This is a genomic window from Streptomyces spiramyceticus (assembly GCF_028807635.1).
Lineage (GTDB): Bacteria > Actinomycetota > Actinomycetes > Streptomycetales > Streptomycetaceae > Streptomyces > Streptomyces spiramyceticus.
In genome coordinates this window covers 718,558-734,932 of sequence record NZ_JARBAX010000002.1, presented here as the reverse complement: position 1 = coordinate 734,932, position 16,375 = coordinate 718,558, and the positions used below count along the sequence as shown (strand labels likewise).

Below are 16,375 nucleotides of genomic sequence, written 5' to 3'. Positions count from 1 at the left end.
GCGCTCCCTCCGGGTCGTACGTGCGCCGACTACACCGTGTGCAGGGCTTGTTCGAGGATGGACGCGCCCTCCTCCGCCTCCGCCACGGTGAGCGACAGGGGCGGGGCGATGCGCAGTACGGCGGTGTTGTGGCCGCCGCCCTTGCCGATGAGCAGGCCGCCTTCGCGGGCCGCTTCGAGTACGGCAGCGGCCTTGTCCGGCGCCGCTTCGTCGGTGCCGGGCTTGACCAGTTCGATGCCGGCCATCAGCCCGCGGCCGCGCACTTCCCGTACGGACGGCACGCTCGCGGTGATGGCGCGCAGCCGTTCCAGGAGCAGTCCGCCGACGCGCCTGGCGTTGCCCTGGAGGTCGTGCTCCAGCAGGTACGCGAGATTGGCGACGCCCGCCGCCATCGTGACCGGGCTGCCGCCGAAGGTCGAAATGGAGTTGGCGTCCAGGCAGTTCATGACGTCGGCGCGGGCGACGACACCGCCGATGGACATGCCGTTGCCGATGCCCTTGGCGAAGGTGAGGATGTCGGGCGGGCCGTTCTCGGCGTGCGCCTGCCAGCCCCAGAAGTGGTCGCCCGTACGCCCCCAGCCGGTCTGCACCTCGTCGGAGATCCACAGGATGCCGTGCCGGTCGAGGACCTCGCGGAACGCGGCGTACAGGCCGTCGGGCGGCGAGGTGAACCCGCCGACGCCCTGTACGGGTTCGGCGATGAGTGCCGCGATGCGCCCGCCGGTCTGACCGAGGAGGTCTTCGAGGTCGGCGACGCACGCCTCGATGAACTGCGCGTCGGACAGCTGCGCGTAGGGGCCGCGGCTGCGGACGCCCCCGTGGACGTACAGCGTCTGGAGCGGGGACAGACTGGTTGGGGACCAACTGCGGTTGCCGGTGATGGAGACGGCGGAGAAGGACCGGCCGTGGTAGCTGTTGCGCATCGCCAGGATCTGGTTGGAGCTGCGGTACGACGTGGCGAGCAGCAGGGCCGTGTCGTTGGCCTCGGTGCCGGAGGTGGTGAAGAAGACCCGGGCGTCGGGGATGCCGGAGAGGGTCGCGATGCGCTCGGCGAGCTCGACCATGGGGCGGTTGAGGTAGAGCGTCGAGGAGTGGATGATGCGGCCGGCCTGCTCGCTGACGGCCTTGGTGACCTCGGGGAGGGCGTGGGCGGTCATGGTGGTGAGGATGCCGCCGAAGAAGTCGAGGTACTTCTTCCCGTCGGCGTCCCAGACGTGGCGGCCTTCGCCGTGCGTGATCTCGATGGGCCGGCGGTAGTAGAGGTTCACCCAGTCGGGGATGACGGCTTTGTGGCGGTCGTAGAGGCTCGGGCGGGCATCGGGCGGGGGAAGAGGTGTCACGGCTGCACCAGTCCTTCGTACGCGTCGGGGCGGCGGTCTCGGTAGAACGCCCACTGCTGGCGTACTTCCTCGATGAGGTCGAAGTCCAGGTCGCGTACGACCAGTTCCTCGGCCTTGTCGCTCGCGGTCTCGCCGACGAACTGGCCGCGCGGGTCGACGAAGTAGCTGGTGCCGTAGAAGTCGTTGTCGCCGTACTCCTCCTCGCCGACCCGGTTGATGGCGGCGACGAAGTACTCGTTGGCTACGGCAGCTGCGGGCTGTTCCAGCTGCCAGAGGTGGGCGGACAGGCCGCGGGATGTGGCGGAGGGATTGTAGACAATCTCGGCGCCGTTCAGGCCGAGTTGGCGCCAGCCTTCCGGGAAGTGGCGGTCGTAGCAGATGTAGACGCCGACCTTGCCGACCGCCGTGTCGAAGACGGGCCAGCCCAGATTGCCGGGCTTGAAGTAGTACTTCTCCCAGAAGCCCTTGACCTGGGGGATGTGGTGCTTGCGGTACTTGCCGAGGTAGCTGCCGTCGGCGTCGATCACGGCGGCGGTGTTGAAGTAGAAGCCGGACTGCTCGCGCTCGAAGACGGGGACGACGATGACCATGCCGGTCTCGCGGGCGAGGTCCTGCATACGGCGGACGGTCGGTCCGTCGGGGACGGATTCCGCCCACCGGTAGTGCTCGGGCTCCTGCACCTGGCAGAAGTACGGGGCGTTGAAGACTTCCTGGAACCCTATGATCTTCGCGCCGTCGCGGGCCGCCGCTCGGGCGTACTCCTCATGCTTGGCGATCATGGATTCGGTGTCGCCTGTCCAGGTCGCCTGGACGAGTGCGGCGCGTACGACTTTGGCCATGACTTGTCTCCTTCAACGGGACGTCAGAGACCTTCTACGCCCGTAGATTCGGGACGTAGAGGGATGAACGTAAGCCCCGGCGGGGAGTGGGGCAAGACCATCGTCGTCAACCCGCAGAGTCGATCATGTTTCGCACCCGAGGGAGTGACAGCCGAGGGTTGCAGAGTTCACGGGGTTCATAGAGTTCACGCCCGGCTCAGGGGGCGGCGCCGGCCACGCGCAGGGCATGGACCACGTCCCAGTACCGCCCCTGCGACACCTGCCGCGCGGCGTCGAGAAGCAGCGGCGCCAGCCGGGGCGGATCGTTCTGCGCGACGCGGGCGGCGTCCTCGGGAGTACGCACGCGTACGAACGCGTCGACCAGGGCCCGCACTTCGCGCTCCCGGCCCACGTCGACCAGAGCCAGCAGGCCGGCCGCGATCTCGGGGGCGGGCCGCGCGACGCCCTGCCGGAGCAGCTGCCTGCCGTCCTCGCCGAGCCCGGCGCCGTGCAGCGCGCCGGACACGGCGGCGACCCGGTCCACCGGCAGCGAGGCCAGTTCCCAGAGGAGGGTGGCCCAGTCGGCGCCGAGCCCTGCCCGGTGCAGGGCCCCGGCCAGCATCGGCAGCCGCCCCGCGGGCCAGGCGGCGGCCTCGCAGAGCAGCACATGCGCTTCGCCGGTACGCCCCTGGGCACGCAGTTGTACGAGCGCGGCGACGGCACCGCTGACGGCACGCCCGTCCTCGACCAGGTGGGCGGCCTCGGCCACGACGGGGGGCGGCGCGGCGGCGGCCTTCTCCTGCACGCCGGCGTAGCGGGCGCCGCGGGGGGTGGCGGCTTCGGCGGGGGGCACGGGCATGGCCGGCGCGGCGGAGGCAGCGCCAGTGTTGCCACCTCCGTCGTCGGCGTCGAGCCCGGCGTAACGGGCGCCGCGGGGCCGCCGCTTGGGAGCCCGGCCGGGCTCTTCCCCTGCCCTTCCCCAAGCTCTCAACTTCGTTCGAGCAGGGGAGACCCCACTCTTCCCGGCTGTGACATGTGCGGCTGCCGCCGCGTGGGCGTCGGGCCCCCAGCCCCCCGGACGCCCTTGGGGGTCCCCCCGGACGAAGTCTGGGGGCGCGTCCTCAAGTGCCGGACGGGCTGGATTCAGCCCGTCCGGCACTTGAGGACTTCGGGAAGGAGCGGGGTGGGGAAGGAAAGGCTCTTCGCCGGCCTCGGGGGCCTCCGCGCGAAACCAGGAGTCCGGAGCGGGGGGCCGCCCCGGCCTGGACGGTGAGGGCAGAGTCTCCAGCGCCTCCAGACGTGCACCGAGCTCCCCGCAACGGGCCGTCGCGCGTTCGTGGTCGTCCCGCGCCCAGGCGAGTTCGAGCCCGAGCCCCTCCGCATCCGCGCCGTCGGCCACCCCACGCAGCCGCTGCGTCAGCTCCCGTTCCCGTTGGGCGGCGTACGCCCGCTCTCGTCGCATCGCCCCGAGCCGCTCCACCAGCCCCTCACGAGCGCCCGGACGCCGGTCGTGCGCCGCCGCAGCAGCCGTGTGCAGGGCTCGCGCACGTAGAGTCTCGTGCTCGGCCGCCCCGGTCCCGTGCCGGGCGGCCAGATCGTGAAGCAGGGCTTCCAGTACGTCCCAGGGCGGGAGTTCGCCGCCGTCCAGACAGGCCTGCATACCGTCCGGGTCGCGCTGCCAGAAGACCCCGCACCAGCCCTCGTCCTTGTCGAGCAGCGCCATGAGGTCACGGAGGTAGCGCGCGAACGCCCCGGCCTCTGCTGGGAGTTGACCTACCGTCATAGTCGCCCCTGCCACATTGCCGCCGCCGACTTGGGACCAGCCGGTCCGCAGGCATTCGACCGCAGTTGTGTTACGGCGCTGCTACGCGCAGTTTTCACGGGGGCCTCGAACGGCTCAATTCTTCGGACCGGACGGTCGGATTTCAGACACTGACCGCGATGGCGGTGTGCGGCCGCTTGCCGAGACGGACGATCATGGCGGGCAGATCGGTGAGCCAGAACTGCCAGGTGTACTTGCGGGCAAGGAGCCTGCGCGCCTTGCGCAGACCGTCCGCGTCCAGCAGCCGTGCGGTGCCCTCCACCGACGGCGCGTCCTCCTCGACCCGGCCGCGCACGTCGCAGACCGTCACGACGACCCGGCTGTTGTTGCGGATGCGCTTGACCTTCCAGGAGTCGGATTTGGTCCATACGTAGAGCTGGGAGCCGTCGGAGGCGACCCACACCGGTGTGGCGACCCCGGTGCCGTCCTTACGGAACGTGGTCAGGCTGATGTACGGGCTGCGGCCGAGCACTTCGAGTCGGTCCTGGTCAAGTGTCATGCCCGCGAGACTACGTCGTGAGGCACATGCGCCTCACGCCCGGGAAGGAAAGCCCCGTCAGGGCTAGGGCGTGCCCGCCGGTCGCACCACCATCGCCGAGCCGCCACCCCTCCGTACCTTCTCCGCCGCCGCGACCCACCGCCCGTCCGGCAGCCGCTGCACTCCCGTCGCCGCCCCGATCTCCGGGTTCCTCTTGAAGGCGTGGCCGATCGCTTCGAGTTCCGCCTGCAACGGGCTGTTCCACAGGCCCGGTTCGAGCTCCGTCAGCGCCGCGTTCCGCTGACTCGCCCGCGGCGCCGCGATCGCATCGACCAGCGGCAGCCCCCGGTCGAGGTGACCCGTCAGGGTCTGGAGCACCGTCGTGATGATGGTCGCGCCGCCCGGCGAGCCGAGCGCGAGCAGCGGGCGGCCGTTCTCCAGCACGATCGTCGGGGACATCGAGGACCTCGGGCGCTTCCCGGGACCGGGAAGGTTCGGGTCGTGGACCGCGGGGGCGGCCGGCGCGAAGGAGAAGTCCGTCAGTTCGTTGTTGAGGATGAAGCCCCGGCCCGGCACCGTGATGCCGCTGCCGCCGGTCGACTCGATCGTCAGCGTGTACGCCACGACGTTGCCCCATTTGTCAGCCGCCGTCAGGTGCGTCGTGTTCTCGCCCTCGTACGTCGTGGGGGCGGCAGGGCCGCCGGTGGAGCACGACGTGGGCTTTCGCGGGTCGCCCGGCGCGAGCGGGGCTTTCAGCACCGCGTCGTCCTTGATGAGGCACTCCCGCGAGTCGGCGAACCGCTGCGACAGCAGGCCCTTCACGGGCACGTCCTCGAAGGCCGGGTCGCCGACCCACCGCCCCCGGTCCGCGAACGCGATGCGGCTCGCCTCGATGTAGCGGTGCAGGTACTCCGCCTCGGACGCTGCCTCGACGGAAAGGTCGCTCCGCTCAAGGATGTTGAGTGCCTCGCCCACGCTCGTACCGCCCGAGGAGGACGGCGCCATGCCGTACACGTCGAGCCCCCGGTAGGAGATCTTCGTCGGGGCCTGGCGCAGTGTGCGGTACTTCCTGAGGTCCTTCGACGTCAGGTCGCCGGACCTCACCACTCTCGTCGCCCCGGGATCCACCGGCGGCTTGCGCACCGTACGGACGATGTCGCGGGCGATGTCGCCGCGGTACATCTCACCGACGCCGCTGCGGCCCAGCTTCTCGTACGTACGCGCAAGATCGGGGTTCTTGAAGGTGGACCCCACCACCGGCAGCCTTCCGCCCGGCAGGAACAGCTCGGCCGTGTCCGGGAAGTCCCTGAACCGTGCCTCGTTGGCCTCGGTCTGCGAGCGGAAGGTGGCGTCGACGGTGAAGCCGTCCCGTGCGAGCTTCTCGGCCGGTTCGAGCAGGGTGCGCAGCGGCTTGCTGCCCCATTCGTCGAGGACCGTGTCCCAGGTGGCGGGGGTGCCGGGCGTGCCGACTCCGCGGCCGCTCGTCATGGCCTGGTCGAACGGGACCGGCTTGCCGTTCTCCAGGAAGAGCGACTCGTCGGCGCTCAGCGGCGCGGTCTCGCGCCCGTCGACCGTGCGTACGGTACGGGCCTTGGCGTCGTAATAGACGAAGTAGCCGCCACCGCCGATGCCCGCCGAGTACGGCTCGGTGACACCGAGCGCCGCCGCCGTGGCGACCGCCGCGTCGACCGCGTTGCCGCCCCGCTTCAGCACCTCGATCCCGGCCGCCGAGGCGTCCGCGTCGACGCTGGCGACCGCTCCCCCGTAGCCGACGGCGACCGGTGTTTTGACCGGTGGCGGCGGGGATGTCGCGGGGGCGGTGGCGGGCGTGGCGGTGGCACTCACCGAGACCACTGCCGCCGTAACGGCCCAGAACGACAGAATCCGTACCGTGGAGCGGCGCATCCGTACCTCCAGTCAACGCGTGTCCGGGCAGCGTAACTTCACAATCCCCGCCCGTCAGGACCGCCTCGAACACCGGTGCGCCGGGCCGCTACCATGCCGCCCCATGACTGACGACGTACGCAACATCGTGCTGGGCGTGATCGCGGCCGGGATCAGCGCTTCTCTCGGCTGGCTCGCCCGTACGTACCTGTGGCGGCGCAAGCTGCGCCGCAAGCAGGTCTTCCTCGGGCTGCCCACGAACTCCGAGTCACTGCTCGTGGTGAACCGCGAGGCGGGCGGCAACGGCGCGGTGCACCGTTACGACGTCTTCGCGCTCCTCGAACTCGCGGCCCTCATCAAGGACTGCGGGGCGCACGCCCAGATCCTCTCGCACGACGTCGCGCAGCAGGGCTTCGGCGAGCGCACGGAGTACTGCGTGGGAGGTCCGGGCTCGAACCGGCGGACGACGGCCCACCTGCACTCCCTGCTCCCCGGCGTCCGGATCAATACGGACGCCGAACCGGGCCCCGACCGCGCCGCCTTCCAGATCGGCAGCGAGCGCTACCGGCTGGAGCCGGGCGTCGCGGAGTACGTCCTGCTCGCGCGCCTGACCGTCGGCCAGGACGCCAGACCGGTGTTCCTCTTCTGCGGCCAGCGCGCGATCACCAACCAGGCGGCGACGCGCTATCTGGCCCGTAACCACGAGCGACTGGCCCGCAAGCACGGCAGCAACGGCTCCTTCTGCCTGCTGCTGAAGGTCGTCAACTCGCAGGCGTACGGGCCGGACGTGGTGGAGGAGATCGCCGACGTGACCCGGGCGGCGCAGTCCCCGCTGCCCGCGCCGCGCACTTCGCACCGGGCGACGACATAGGTCCTCCTCAGCCGATCAGGGTCTTCTTGGACCGCACCACGCAGAATTCGTTCCCTGCCCAAGTCATGTTCCTGCGCGCAGCGGCAGGGACTTGATGCCGTTGATGAAGTTGGACACGAGGCGACGCGGCGGGGCCGCGAGCGTCAGTTCGGGGAGCAGGCGCAATGCCTCCTCGTGGAGAACACGCAGCTGGAGCCGGGCGAAGTGTGCGCCCAGGCAGACGTGTGGGCCGTCGCCGAAGGACACGTGCGGGTTCGGGGAGCGGGACAGGTCGAGGCGGTGCGGGGCGTCGAAGACCCGCTCGTCGTGGTTGGCGGAGGCGTGGAATACGACGACCTTGTCACCCGTGCGCACCCGCTGACCGGCCAGTTCGGTGTCCCGGGCGGCGGTGCGGCGGAAGGTGAGGACGGGCGGGTGCACGCGCAGCAGCTCCTCGACCGCCAGGGGCACGGGCACTTCACCAGCGCGCAGCCTGCGTTGCTGGTCCGGGTGCTCGGCCAGCGCGAGGAAGCCGCCGGGGGCGGCGCTGCGCACGGTGTCGTTGCCTGCCACGGTCAGCAGGAAGAAGAACATCTCCAGCTCGGCATCGTGGAGTTCGGAGGCGGCAAGTGAGGTCATGATGTCGTCGGCCGGTCGGCGTCGCTTGTACGCCGCGAGCTGCTGGGCGTAATCGAACATCTCCTGGAGCATGGCGGGCGAGCGCGGATTGACCGGCTTGCCCTCCGGCCCGAGGACCGGCGGCTCGTCGGGATCCTGGTAGGCGATGACGCGTTCGGTCCACTTGAGCAGCAGCCCGCGATCGCTCTCCGGTACGCCGAGCAGATCGGCGAGGTTGAGCAGGGCGTAGTCGTCGGTGACGGTGGTGACCAGGTCGAAGACTGCGCCGGTCTTCTGGGCCGCGCCGAGCAGCGACCGTGCGCGCGCCCGCGCGGACGCCTCGAAGCGGTCGATACGGCCCGGGGTGAAGGCCCTGCTGACCAGCCGCCGCAGCCGGCCGTGGCCCGGCAGGTCCTGGTTCAGCATCATGCGCCGGATGAACGGCAGGTCGGCCGGGTCGGGGTCGCGGATCTGGGTGGCGCCGACCTCGGACGAGAAAGTGCGGGAGTCCTTGAGTACGGCGACGACGTCGCGGTGGCGTGTGACCGCCCAGAAGCCGGGTCCCGGCGGCCAGCCCAGCACCTCGTACTCCTCCTGCCAGGCCACCGGGAGCCTGTCGCGCAGCACCCGGTAGGCCTCGTGCGGGAGCCCGGCGCCGTACAGCCGGGGGTCGAACACATCCGGAATACGAGCCGTTCCGCTCATGCGCGCAGGAAGTCCTCGACCGTACGGATGAGCTGGAGCGGGGTTTCGTCCATCGCGTAATGACCGGCGCCCGGGAGCTCGGCCACCTCACCGCGGCGGAACCAGGCCAGCCAGGTCTGCCGCATCAGCTCAGTGCTGAGCGCCGGATCCAGCGCCCCGGCCACCGCCAGCGCCGGCACGTCGGAACCCTCGATCTCGGCGTGGAAGTCCTCGCCCGCCCAGGATTCGAACCAGGCACGGAAGGCCTTGGGGTCGCTCTGCTCGACCGACTGGCGCACCATGCGGTCGAGCCAGGCGGCCGGGCGGTTCCCGCCGGTCGTGGAGTCGAAGATGATGCGCCGGTTCTCGTGCCGGTCGGCCGCTTCGGCGAACAGCTCCCACTGTTCCGGCGGCATCGCCAGCCCGCTCGCGGGCACCGGAGATACGCCGACGAGCCGCCGGACGCGCTGCGGGGCGGCGGCCACTACGCGCTGGACGACGGATCCTCCCATGGAGTGCCCGATGAGCGAGAAGGTGTCCCAGCCGAGCCGGTCGGCGAGCGCGAGCACGTCCGCCGCGCCCTCGCTGGTCGTGTACTGCCCCGGAGTCTCCTTCGCCGCGCCGTAGCCGCGCAGGTCGACGACGGCGTAGGTGAAGGCGCGCGTGTCGAGGTCCGGCAGCACGGCGGCGTAGGCGCTGCGGTCGGCGAGCCAGCCATGCACGGCGACGACCCGGTGGGGTCCCTCCCCGAGCAGCGTGTGCGGAAGTGCGTTGAGGGCCATGGCGTCTCCGATCGGGAGGTACGACGGTCGGCCATTACGTTGGCCCAGGCTGCCGCGCACGGCAAGACCGCGCGGGGGGCGCGCCATGTGGGAACGGCGTGCGGTCCTTGTCACAGCCGGATTCGGCGAAATCATGCGGAATTCACGCAACCCGGCCTTCCGGAATCTGCTCTGTCCCGGTGACAGACATCGCACCGGAGGTTTTCAGTTGAGCCGCATACACACCCGCACCCTGCTGGTCGGCACCGCGGCGCTCGCCGCCGCGCTGACCGCCTGCTCCGGCGGCGGGACCGGCAAGGCAGACGCGGCCGACACGTCCGGGAAGAGCACCGAGATCTCGGTGAACCTCCGAGGGAAGCAGGCCAAGGCGGGCGAGCCGGTGAAGGTGACCCTCGCCGACGGCCGGCTGAAGCAGGTCACGGTCACCGACACCGAGGGCGGCAAGCTCGACGGCAAGGTGTCGGCGGACGGAAAGTCCTGGACGTCCGGCCGCAACGCGGCCCCGGGCACGGGCTACACCGTCCGCGCCACGGCCGAGGGCGGCGGCAGCGCCGAGGCGGACTTCGCCACGGCGGCCGCCGACAGGGTCAACAAGCTCACGCTGGCGCCCGGCAAGAACACCACGGTCGGCATCGCCCAGCCGCTGTCGATCGTCTTCGACAGCCCGGTCGAGAACAAGACCGACGTCGAGAAGCACCTCAAGGTCAGCACCTCCGACGACACCGAGGGCTCCTGGGGCTGGATGCAGGACTACTCGGGCAAGGACCGCGTCGACTGGCGCCCCAAGGAGTACTGGAAGCCGGGCACGAAGGTCTCCCTGAAGGCCGACCTCAACGGCATCGACTCGGGCGACGGCGGCGGCTGGTTCGTACGCGACTACGCCACGAACCTCACCATCGGCAAGAACCAGGTCGTCAAGGTCGATCTCGACAACCACCGGCTCAAGCTGATGCGCGACGGTCAGCCGGTCAAGGACGTCCCGATGTCGGCGGGCACCCCCGGCGGCGACAAGGCGTCCTGGCGCGGCACCGCCGTCCTGATGTCCAAGGAGGGCACGATCAACATGCGCTCCGAGACCGTGGGCCTCGGTGACGCGTACAACAAGATGGTCGACTACTCGATGCGGCTCACCTGGTCCGGGATGTACGCGCACGCCGCGCCCTGGAATGCCGCCTACTTCGGCAACACCAACCACAGCTCCGGCTGTGTCGGCATGAGCGACAGCGACGCCTCGGCCGTATACGGCGCGGTCCAGGTCGGCGACCCCTTCGAGATCACCGGCAACGACGCCAAGGGCACGGTTGCCCTCAACAACGGCTACGGCGACTGGAACATCTCCTGGGCGGACTGGAAGGCGAAGAGCGCCCTGCACTGAGCCACTGTTGACGCCTCGTCCAACAATCGTTACCCGCACGTAACTTACCGAAGAGTTACCAGAGGTAAGTGACGCAGGTTACCGTCGGGTCACTTTGCACTTGAAGAAGCAACGAGTGAGGAGTGACCCGTGAGACACCCCCACAAGTCCCTGCGTCGCAGCACCACGGCAGGCGCCGCCACCGCCGTGCTGCTCGCAGGGACTGCCACCGGCCTGGCTCCCACCGCCCACGCCTCCACCCCTGCGTCCGCCCCTGCCGCCACCACCTCGGGCGTACGGTTCGTCGACATCGCCGGCGACGGAGGCACCGTACTCAAAGCCAATGTCTTCACCCCGGCAGGCGCCGACGGCAAGCACACCTATCCCGTGATCGTGCTGCCGACCAGCTGGGCCATGCCGCAGATCGAATACGTCGCCCAGGCCAAGAAGCTCGCCGACTCCGGCTATGTGGTCGTCAGTTACAACTCGCGCGGCTTCTGGCAGTCCGGCGGCGAGATCGAGGTGGCGGGCCCCCGGGACATCGCCGACGCCTCCAAGGTCATCGACTGGGCGCTCGCCAACACCCCCGCCGACCCGCAGAAGGTGGGCATGGCGGGCGTCTCGTACGGCGCCGGGATCAGCCTGCTGGCCGCCGGACACGACAAGCGGATCAAGGCGGTTGTCGCGATGAGCGGCTGGGCCGACCTCATCGAATCGATCTACAGCGGCCGCACCCAGCACCTCCAGGCCGCCGGGCTGCTGAGCGGCGCCGGCTATCTGACCGGCCGCCCCGGCCCCGAACTCCAGCAGACCATGAAGGACTTCCTCGGCTCCAACCTGGCCAAGGAGCAGGAGATGATCGAGTGGGGGAAGAAGCGCTCCCCCGCCACCTACCTCGATCGGATCAACAGCAACGGCGCGGCGATCATGCTGGGCAACGCCTGGGGCGACACCATCTTCCCGCCCAACCAGTACGCGAAGTTCTACGAGAAGCTGTCGGGCCCCAAGCGCCTGGAGTTCCGTCCCGGCGACCACGCCACCGCGGAGGCCACCGGCCTGCTGGGGCTCCCCAACGACGTCTGGACCAACACCCAGCGCTGGTTCGACCACCATCTGGCCGGCGCCGACAACGGCATCGACCGCGAGCAGCCCGTCCAGATCAAGAGCCGCTCCACCGACGCATACGAGAGCTACCCCGACTGGAAGTCGGTCGGCGCGGACAAGCGGAAAATCGACCTGGGCGCCGGCAAGCAGATCCGGACGAACGTCGACTCCGGCGCCAACGGCGGGATCGTGATGCTGTCCAGCACCCTCGACCAGTTCCTGAGACTGCCGCCGATGGCGTCCATTCCGCTGCTGCCGCGCTCGTACGCCGCCGTCTGGCAGTCCGAACGGTACGGCTCCACGCAGCGCGTGCGCGGCACCGCCGAGCTGCACACCACGGTATCGAGCACCAAGGAGAGCGGCACCCTCGTCGCATACCTCTACGACGTGGGCCCGCTCGGCCTCGGCAAGCTGGTCAGCAATGCGCCGTACACCTTCCACGGCCAGACGCCCGGCAAGCCGTTCCCCGTAGACCTGGAGCTGTTCTCCACCGCCTACGACGTACCGGCCGGCCACCGACTGGCTCTGGTGGTCGACACCGTCGACCCGCTTTACATCGAACACAACCCGTCCGGCGCGCAGCTGACCTTCTCGTCGCCCGAGTCCGACCCGTCATACGTGTCGGTCCCATTGCGCGACAAGTGATCTCCGGCTGCTGCCGGGCAGGCATGTGCCCTTTTGAACCAACGCACGCCCGGCAGCCGCCAGATCACCAGCACTACGGGGATGAACGGCAAATCGTAGTCGAGATTGGACGCTGCCCGGTCAACGGATCGACGGCCATACGCTGCTCTACCCACTCTCAGCTGTGTCAAGGTCAGCGCAAACTATCCATCCCGACAAGGGACTTCGCACACGACACGCCTAAATGGGACATAAGGCGCACTAAAGAGTTCCGGGCGGTCAGTGCTCGGAGGCCTCTGCATACATCTGGGAGAGCTCGGGAGCGCCGTTGACCGCCCAGTCCAGGCCGGCCTCCACCACATTGATCTCGCGGCCCGAGGCCAGCCGGACCACCGGCTGGCCGCTCGGCCACAGATGCCAGCCCGCCCCGGGGACCGTACGCACAATGACGGAACCGAGGTAGAGGCCCGCGTCATTGCCCAGCCAGGGCAGCTCCTCGGGGTCGTCGCGCCAGCGCGGCATCAGCTGGTCGAGCGCCTCCAACGAGGCCGGGGAGTCGTCGAGTTCGAGACCGGCATCCCCCGCCCGGACACGCAGCAGCTCGCACTCGGCGAGCAGCTCCGCCAGCCCCTCCGCGTCGCCGTCGTCGCCGGGCGCGAACACTGCCGTGCCGTGCTCCATGTCGCGGCGCTTACGCCAGTTGTCCAGAAAGGGGATGTTCATACCGCTCAGCCTCGCATTCTCATCGCCATGTGCACCACAGGCGCGCGGAGATCCATCGGCGTCAGAGGTCGAGGTCGACGACCACCGGTGCGTGGTCGGACGCGCCCTTGCCCTTGCGCTCTTCTCGGTCCACGTAGCTGTCCTTGACCGCTGCTGTGAAGGGGGTGTTGCCGTAGACGAGATCGATGCGCATGCCCCTGTTCTTGGGGAAACACAGCTGGCGGTAGTCCCAGTAGGTGTACGGGTGTTCGTACTTGAGCGGGCGCGGCTTCACGTCGGAGAGGCCGGCCTCCTGCAGCGCACCGAGCGCCGCCCGCTCGGCCGGGGTGACATGCGTGGAGCCCTCGAAGAACGCGGGGTCCCAGACGTCCTCGTCGGTCGGGGCGATGTTGAAGTCGCCGAGGACGGCGAACGGCCGCTGCTCCACCGCATCGTTGGCCACGGCCTTGTGGAGCGCTTCGAGCCAGCGCAGCTTGTACGCATAGTGCTCGTGCGCGACCTCGCGGCCGTTCGGCACGTACACCGACCAGAGGCGGAGCGGGCCGCAGTCGGCGGAGATGGCCCGAGGCTCCTGGACGCCCCCGTAGTCGGGCCCGCCGGGCAGGCCCATGGCGACGTTTTCCAGGCCGGCCTTGGAGATCAGGGCCACGCCGTTCCACCGGCCCGAGGCGTTGATCGCGGACTCGTAACCGAGTTCGCGCAGCGCGTCGGCGGGGAATCCCTCGGCGGTGGTCTTGGTCTCCTGGAGGCACAGCACGTCGGTGCCGGTGCTCTCCAGCCAGGCCAGCAGCCGGGGCAGCCGGGCGGTGATCGAGTTGACGTTCCAGGTGGCGATGCGCATGTGGCACAGCCTAGTCGCGGGGTCCGACACTCACAGTTCGGTCGAGTCGCCCGGCGTCAGGCGGCTGTGCTCCGCGCCGCCGAGCGCCCCGATCTGGCGGTCGTAGATCGGCCGGGCGAGGTCGGTGAGCAGCGCGTCGTGGATGTCGATGGCGCGCTGCGGCTTGACCTCGCGTACGTAGTCGATGACTTCCGAGATCTTGGACCACGGGGCCATCACGGGGAGCATCAGCGTCTCGACGGGCCGGCCGGGGACGGTGAGCGCGTCGCCGGGGTGGAAGAGCGAACCGTCCACCAGGTAACCGACGTTGGTGATGCGCGGGATGTCCGGGTGGATGACGGCGTGCAGCTCGCCGTGCACCTGTACGTCGAAACCGGCGGCCGAGAAGGTGTCGCCGTGGCCGACGGTGTGGACGCGCCCCGGGAAGGCGGTCGAGAGCCGGTCGGCGACGCTGCGCAGGGTCCAGATCTCGGCTGCGGGGTTGTTCTCCATGCCGGCCCGCAGCCGGTACTCGTCGAAGTGGTCGGGGTGCTCGTGGGTCACGAGGATGGCGTCGGCGCCGATCGCTGCGTCGTCCTCGCTGAAGCCGCCCGGGTCGATGACGAGTGTCCGGCCGTCCTTCTTCAGGCTGATGCAGGCGTGGGACTTCTTGGTCAGCTTCATGGCGTGATCCTCCTCCTGGCCATCCTGCCCCGGGCCGTCCTGTTACGCCTGCGGCGTGGTCTCCTCCTGGATGACGGCCTGGGCCACCTTGAACGCCGAGTTCGCCGCCGGGACGCCGCAGTACACAGCGGTCTGGATCAGCACTTCCCTGATCTCGGCGGGCGTCAGACCGTTGCGCAGGGCGGCGCGGGTGTGGAACGCCAGTTCGTCCAGGTGACCGCCCGCGACCAGCGCGGTGAGGGTGACGCAGCTGCGCGTGCGCCGGTCGAGGCCCTCTCGGGTCCAGACCTCGCCCCACGCGTAGCGGGTGATCAGCTCCTGGAAGTCGCCGGTGAAGGCGTCGGCGGAGCCGAGGGCGCGGTCCACGTGGGCGTCGCCCAGGACCTCGCGGCGGACCTTCAGTCCGGCTTCGTACGGATCGGGGCGGCCGCCCTGCTCCGGTACGGCGACGGGCTGCGCCGCCGGGCTGATCTCGGCGACGGGGGTGGTGGGTGCGGAGATCGCGGGCTTCACGGGCGCCGCGGGGATCGCCTGCACACCCGTGGTCGACCCCGGGACGGGCTGCCAGGCGGTGGAGAAGTGGCGTACGAGCAGGTCCGTCACGGCGGCGGGCTGTTCGACGGGGGCCAGGTGGGAGGCGCCGGGGACCAGGGCCAGCCGGGCGTCCGGGATGCCGGCGACCAGGGTGCGGGCCTCGGCGGGTCCGGTGACCTGGTCCTCGGAGCCGACCAGGACGAGGGTCGGGACGCCGACGCGGCGCAGGTCGACACGGACGTCGAAGGCGGCCAGTGCCTCGCAGGCGGCGATGTAGCAGCCGGGGTCGGTGGTGCGGACCATCTGGACGGCCCACTCCACGATCGCGGGCTGGGCGGCGGCGAAGCCCTGGGTGAACCAGCGGGAGGGCGCGGTGGCCGCCATCGGCTCCAGGCCGTTGGTCCGTACGATCACGCCGCGCTGGCGGAACTCGTCGGCGGTGCCGAAGCGGGGCGAGGCGGCGACGAGACCGAGCGAGGCGAGCCGTTCCGGGTGGCGCAGCGCCAGCTCCATGCCGATCGCGCCGCCGATGGAGCAGCCCGCGTAGCCGAAGCGCTGTACGCCGAGGCTGTCGAGGGTCGCCAGCAGACGCTCGGCGAGCTCGGTCATCGAGGAGGCGGGGTGCGCGGGGGCGCCGCCGTGGCCGGGCAGATCGAAGCGGAATACGCGCCAGTGGCGGGTCAGCTCGGGTATCTGCCGGTCCCACATGTGCCATGTGGTACCCAGTGAGGCACCCAAGATCAGGACAGGGGCGTCTTCTGGCCCGTCAAAGCGGTATTGCAGCGTGCTCTTCGGTGTCTCACTCACTCGCCTGACCCTCTCATCTGTCACGACAGCCCCTATGAGGGGGGTCCTGGCTGTAACTGTCCGACCAGGTCAGCACCTGGCAGGTTCGGATGGAGCCCAGCGCTACAGGTCCAGAGCACGCGATCGACCGGGAGCAGGTCTGGATGCTGATCAGCGGATCGATCGAGGTCACTGCCTCGGGCCGGACCGAGACGGTGGCAGCGGGCCAGGCCGTCGTCCTCCCGGCCGGCGCCATGCGATAGTTCCGCACGGCCGCAGAGCCAGCCGAGGCCCTGGTCGCGATGCGTGCCGGCGGCCGAGCCTCCACGCCAGGAAGCAAAGAGACACGGACGCTGCCCTGGGCGGAGTGACAGCCATCTGCTGACGGCTACAACGAAGAGAAGTTGTCGATGGACACGATGGAGCGACCCCTAGGGGGTGTGCTGGCCGCCGATCCGCTGACCGGGCGC

At 70.0% G+C, this 16,375-nt stretch carries 15 protein-coding genes; 4 read left to right on the top strand and 11 right to left on the bottom strand.

From position 1 onward, the window contains the following. Positions 1–29: 29 nt before the first annotated feature. The 5 genes from PXH83_RS26865 to ggt all read right to left on the bottom strand — a co-directional run bounded on the left by PXH83_RS26865 (position 30) and on the right by ggt (position 6,363). Entirely contained in the window at positions 30–1,340 is a 1,311-nt protein-coding gene (locus tag PXH83_RS26865) for an aspartate aminotransferase family protein (RefSeq protein WP_274563779.1), read from the bottom strand. Beyond that, positions 1,337–2,179 (bottom strand): nitrilase-related carbon-nitrogen hydrolase, encoded by an 843-nt coding sequence (locus PXH83_RS26860; RefSeq protein WP_274563778.1) that lies wholly within the window; start codon positions 2,177–2,179, stop codon positions 1,337–1,339. Before PXH83_RS26860 ends, PXH83_RS26865 begins: the two co-directional genes overlap by 4 nt. Before the next feature lie 196 nt (positions 2,180–2,375). Continuing rightward, a complete protein-coding gene (locus PXH83_RS26855) occupies positions 2,376–3,941 on the bottom strand; it encodes a hypothetical protein (protein ID WP_274563777.1) in 1,566 nt (521 codons plus the stop codon). 142 nt (positions 3,942–4,083) lie between these two features. After that, the gene (locus PXH83_RS26850; protein WP_274563776.1) at positions 4,084–4,479 is read right to left on the bottom strand and encodes a PPOX class F420-dependent oxidoreductase; all 396 of its coding nucleotides are present in this window, start codon (positions 4,477–4,479) and stop codon (positions 4,084–4,086) included. A gap of 63 nt (positions 4,480–4,542) precedes the next feature. Then, positions 4,543–6,363, bottom strand: a complete 1,821-nt coding sequence (gene ggt, locus PXH83_RS26845) for a gamma-glutamyltransferase (protein ID WP_274563774.1) — start codon at positions 6,361–6,363, stop codon at positions 4,543–4,545. Positions 6,364–6,466: 103 nt separating this feature from the next. Between ggt and PXH83_RS26840 the strand changes: the two genes are divergently transcribed. Then, positions 6,467–7,213, top strand: coding sequence for a hypothetical protein (locus PXH83_RS26840; protein ID WP_274563773.1), 747 nt, complete (start codon positions 6,467–6,469; stop codon positions 7,211–7,213). Between the two features lie 63 nt (positions 7,214–7,276). Here PXH83_RS26840 and PXH83_RS26835 read toward each other — a convergent pair whose 3' ends face one another. Next, positions 7,277–8,515 carry a cytochrome P450 gene (locus tag PXH83_RS26835; protein ID WP_274563772.1) on the bottom strand — a complete coding sequence of 413 codons (1,239 nt, stop codon included), beginning with the start codon at positions 8,513–8,515 and terminating at the stop codon, positions 7,277–7,279. After that, positions 8,512–9,276: an alpha/beta fold hydrolase gene (locus tag PXH83_RS26830; RefSeq protein ID WP_274563771.1), complete on the bottom strand. Its 765-nt coding sequence runs from the start codon at positions 9,274–9,276 to the stop codon at positions 8,512–8,514. The genes PXH83_RS26835 and PXH83_RS26830 overlap by 4 nt, the downstream gene beginning before the upstream one ends. A 208-nt stretch (positions 9,277–9,484) precedes the next feature. Here PXH83_RS26830 and PXH83_RS26825 point away from each other — a divergent pair, with 208 nt between their 5' ends. Together PXH83_RS26825 and PXH83_RS26820 are read left to right on the top strand one after the other, a co-directional pair. Next, a complete protein-coding gene (locus PXH83_RS26825; RefSeq protein WP_274563770.1) occupies positions 9,485–10,651 on the top strand; it encodes a L,D-transpeptidase in 1,167 nt (388 codons plus the stop codon). Between the two features lie 129 nt (positions 10,652–10,780). After that, entirely contained in the window at positions 10,781–12,379 is a 1,599-nt protein-coding gene (locus tag PXH83_RS26820; RefSeq protein ID WP_274563768.1) for a CocE/NonD family hydrolase, read from the top strand. Positions 12,380–12,637: 258 nt separating this feature from the next. On the opposite strand, the gene PXH83_RS26815 is transcribed toward PXH83_RS26820, so the two are convergent. From PXH83_RS26815 to pcaDC, 4 genes are all read right to left on the bottom strand, one after another. Continuing rightward, the gene (locus PXH83_RS26815; RefSeq protein WP_274563767.1) at positions 12,638–13,081 is read right to left on the bottom strand and encodes a DUF6278 family protein; all 444 of its coding nucleotides are present in this window, start codon (positions 13,079–13,081) and stop codon (positions 12,638–12,640) included. 61 nt (positions 13,082–13,142) lie between these two features. Then, the gene (locus tag PXH83_RS26810; RefSeq protein WP_274563766.1) at positions 13,143–13,922 is read right to left on the bottom strand and encodes an exodeoxyribonuclease III; all 780 of its coding nucleotides are present in this window, start codon (positions 13,920–13,922) and stop codon (positions 13,143–13,145) included. Between the two features lie 30 nt (positions 13,923–13,952). Next, positions 13,953–14,585, bottom strand: a complete 633-nt coding sequence (locus tag PXH83_RS26805) for an MBL fold metallo-hydrolase (RefSeq protein ID WP_274563765.1) — start codon at positions 14,583–14,585, stop codon at positions 13,953–13,955. A gap of 42 nt (positions 14,586–14,627) precedes the next feature. Further along, the gene (pcaDC, locus tag PXH83_RS26800; RefSeq protein WP_274563763.1) at positions 14,628–15,926 is read right to left on the bottom strand and encodes a bifunctional 3-oxoadipate enol-lactonase/4-carboxymuconolactone decarboxylase PcaDC; all 1,299 of its coding nucleotides are present in this window, start codon (positions 15,924–15,926) and stop codon (positions 14,628–14,630) included. A gap of 89 nt (positions 15,927–16,015) precedes the next feature. On the opposite strand from pcaDC, the gene PXH83_RS26795 reads away from it, so the two are divergent. Next, on the top strand, positions 16,016–16,168 hold the full coding sequence (locus PXH83_RS26795) for a cupin domain-containing protein (protein ID WP_274563761.1): 153 nt from the start codon (positions 16,016–16,018) through the stop codon (positions 16,166–16,168). Positions 16,169–16,375: the final 207 nt, after the last annotated feature.

Excerpts from the sequence above, each read along its gene's own strand:
- PXH83_RS26815 (WP_274563767.1), bottom strand. The coding sequence starts at position 13,081 with ATGAACATCCCCTTTCTGGACAACTGGCGTAAGCGCCGCGACATGGAG.
- PXH83_RS26795 (WP_274563761.1), top strand. The coding sequence starts at position 16,016 with ATGGAGCCCAGCGCTACAGGTCCAGAGCACGCGATCGACCGGGAGCAG.
- PXH83_RS26810 (WP_274563766.1), bottom strand. The coding sequence starts at position 13,922 with ATGCGCATCGCCACCTGGAACGTCAACTCGATCACCGCCCGGCTGCCC.
- PXH83_RS26850 (WP_274563776.1), bottom strand. The coding sequence starts at position 4,479 with ATGACACTTGACCAGGACCGACTCGAAGTGCTCGGCCGCAGCCCGTAC.
- PXH83_RS26835 (WP_274563772.1), bottom strand. The coding sequence starts at position 8,515 with ATGAGCGGAACGGCTCGTATTCCGGATGTGTTCGACCCCCGGCTGTAC.
- PXH83_RS26805 (WP_274563765.1), bottom strand. The coding sequence starts at position 14,585 with ATGAAGCTGACCAAGAAGTCCCACGCCTGCATCAGCCTGAAGAAGGAC.
- ggt (WP_274563774.1), bottom strand. The coding sequence starts at position 6,363 with ATGCGCCGCTCCACGGTACGGATTCTGTCGTTCTGGGCCGTTACGGCG.
- PXH83_RS26830 (WP_274563771.1), bottom strand. The coding sequence starts at position 9,276 with ATGGCCCTCAACGCACTTCCGCACACGCTGCTCGGGGAGGGACCCCAC.
- PXH83_RS26855 (WP_274563777.1), bottom strand. The coding sequence starts at position 3,941 with ATGACGGTAGGTCAACTCCCAGCAGAGGCCGGGGCGTTCGCGCGCTAC.
- PXH83_RS26860 (WP_274563778.1), bottom strand. The coding sequence starts at position 2,179 with ATGGCCAAAGTCGTACGCGCCGCACTCGTCCAGGCGACCTGGACAGGC.
- PXH83_RS26840 (WP_274563773.1), top strand. The coding sequence starts at position 6,467 with ATGACTGACGACGTACGCAACATCGTGCTGGGCGTGATCGCGGCCGGG.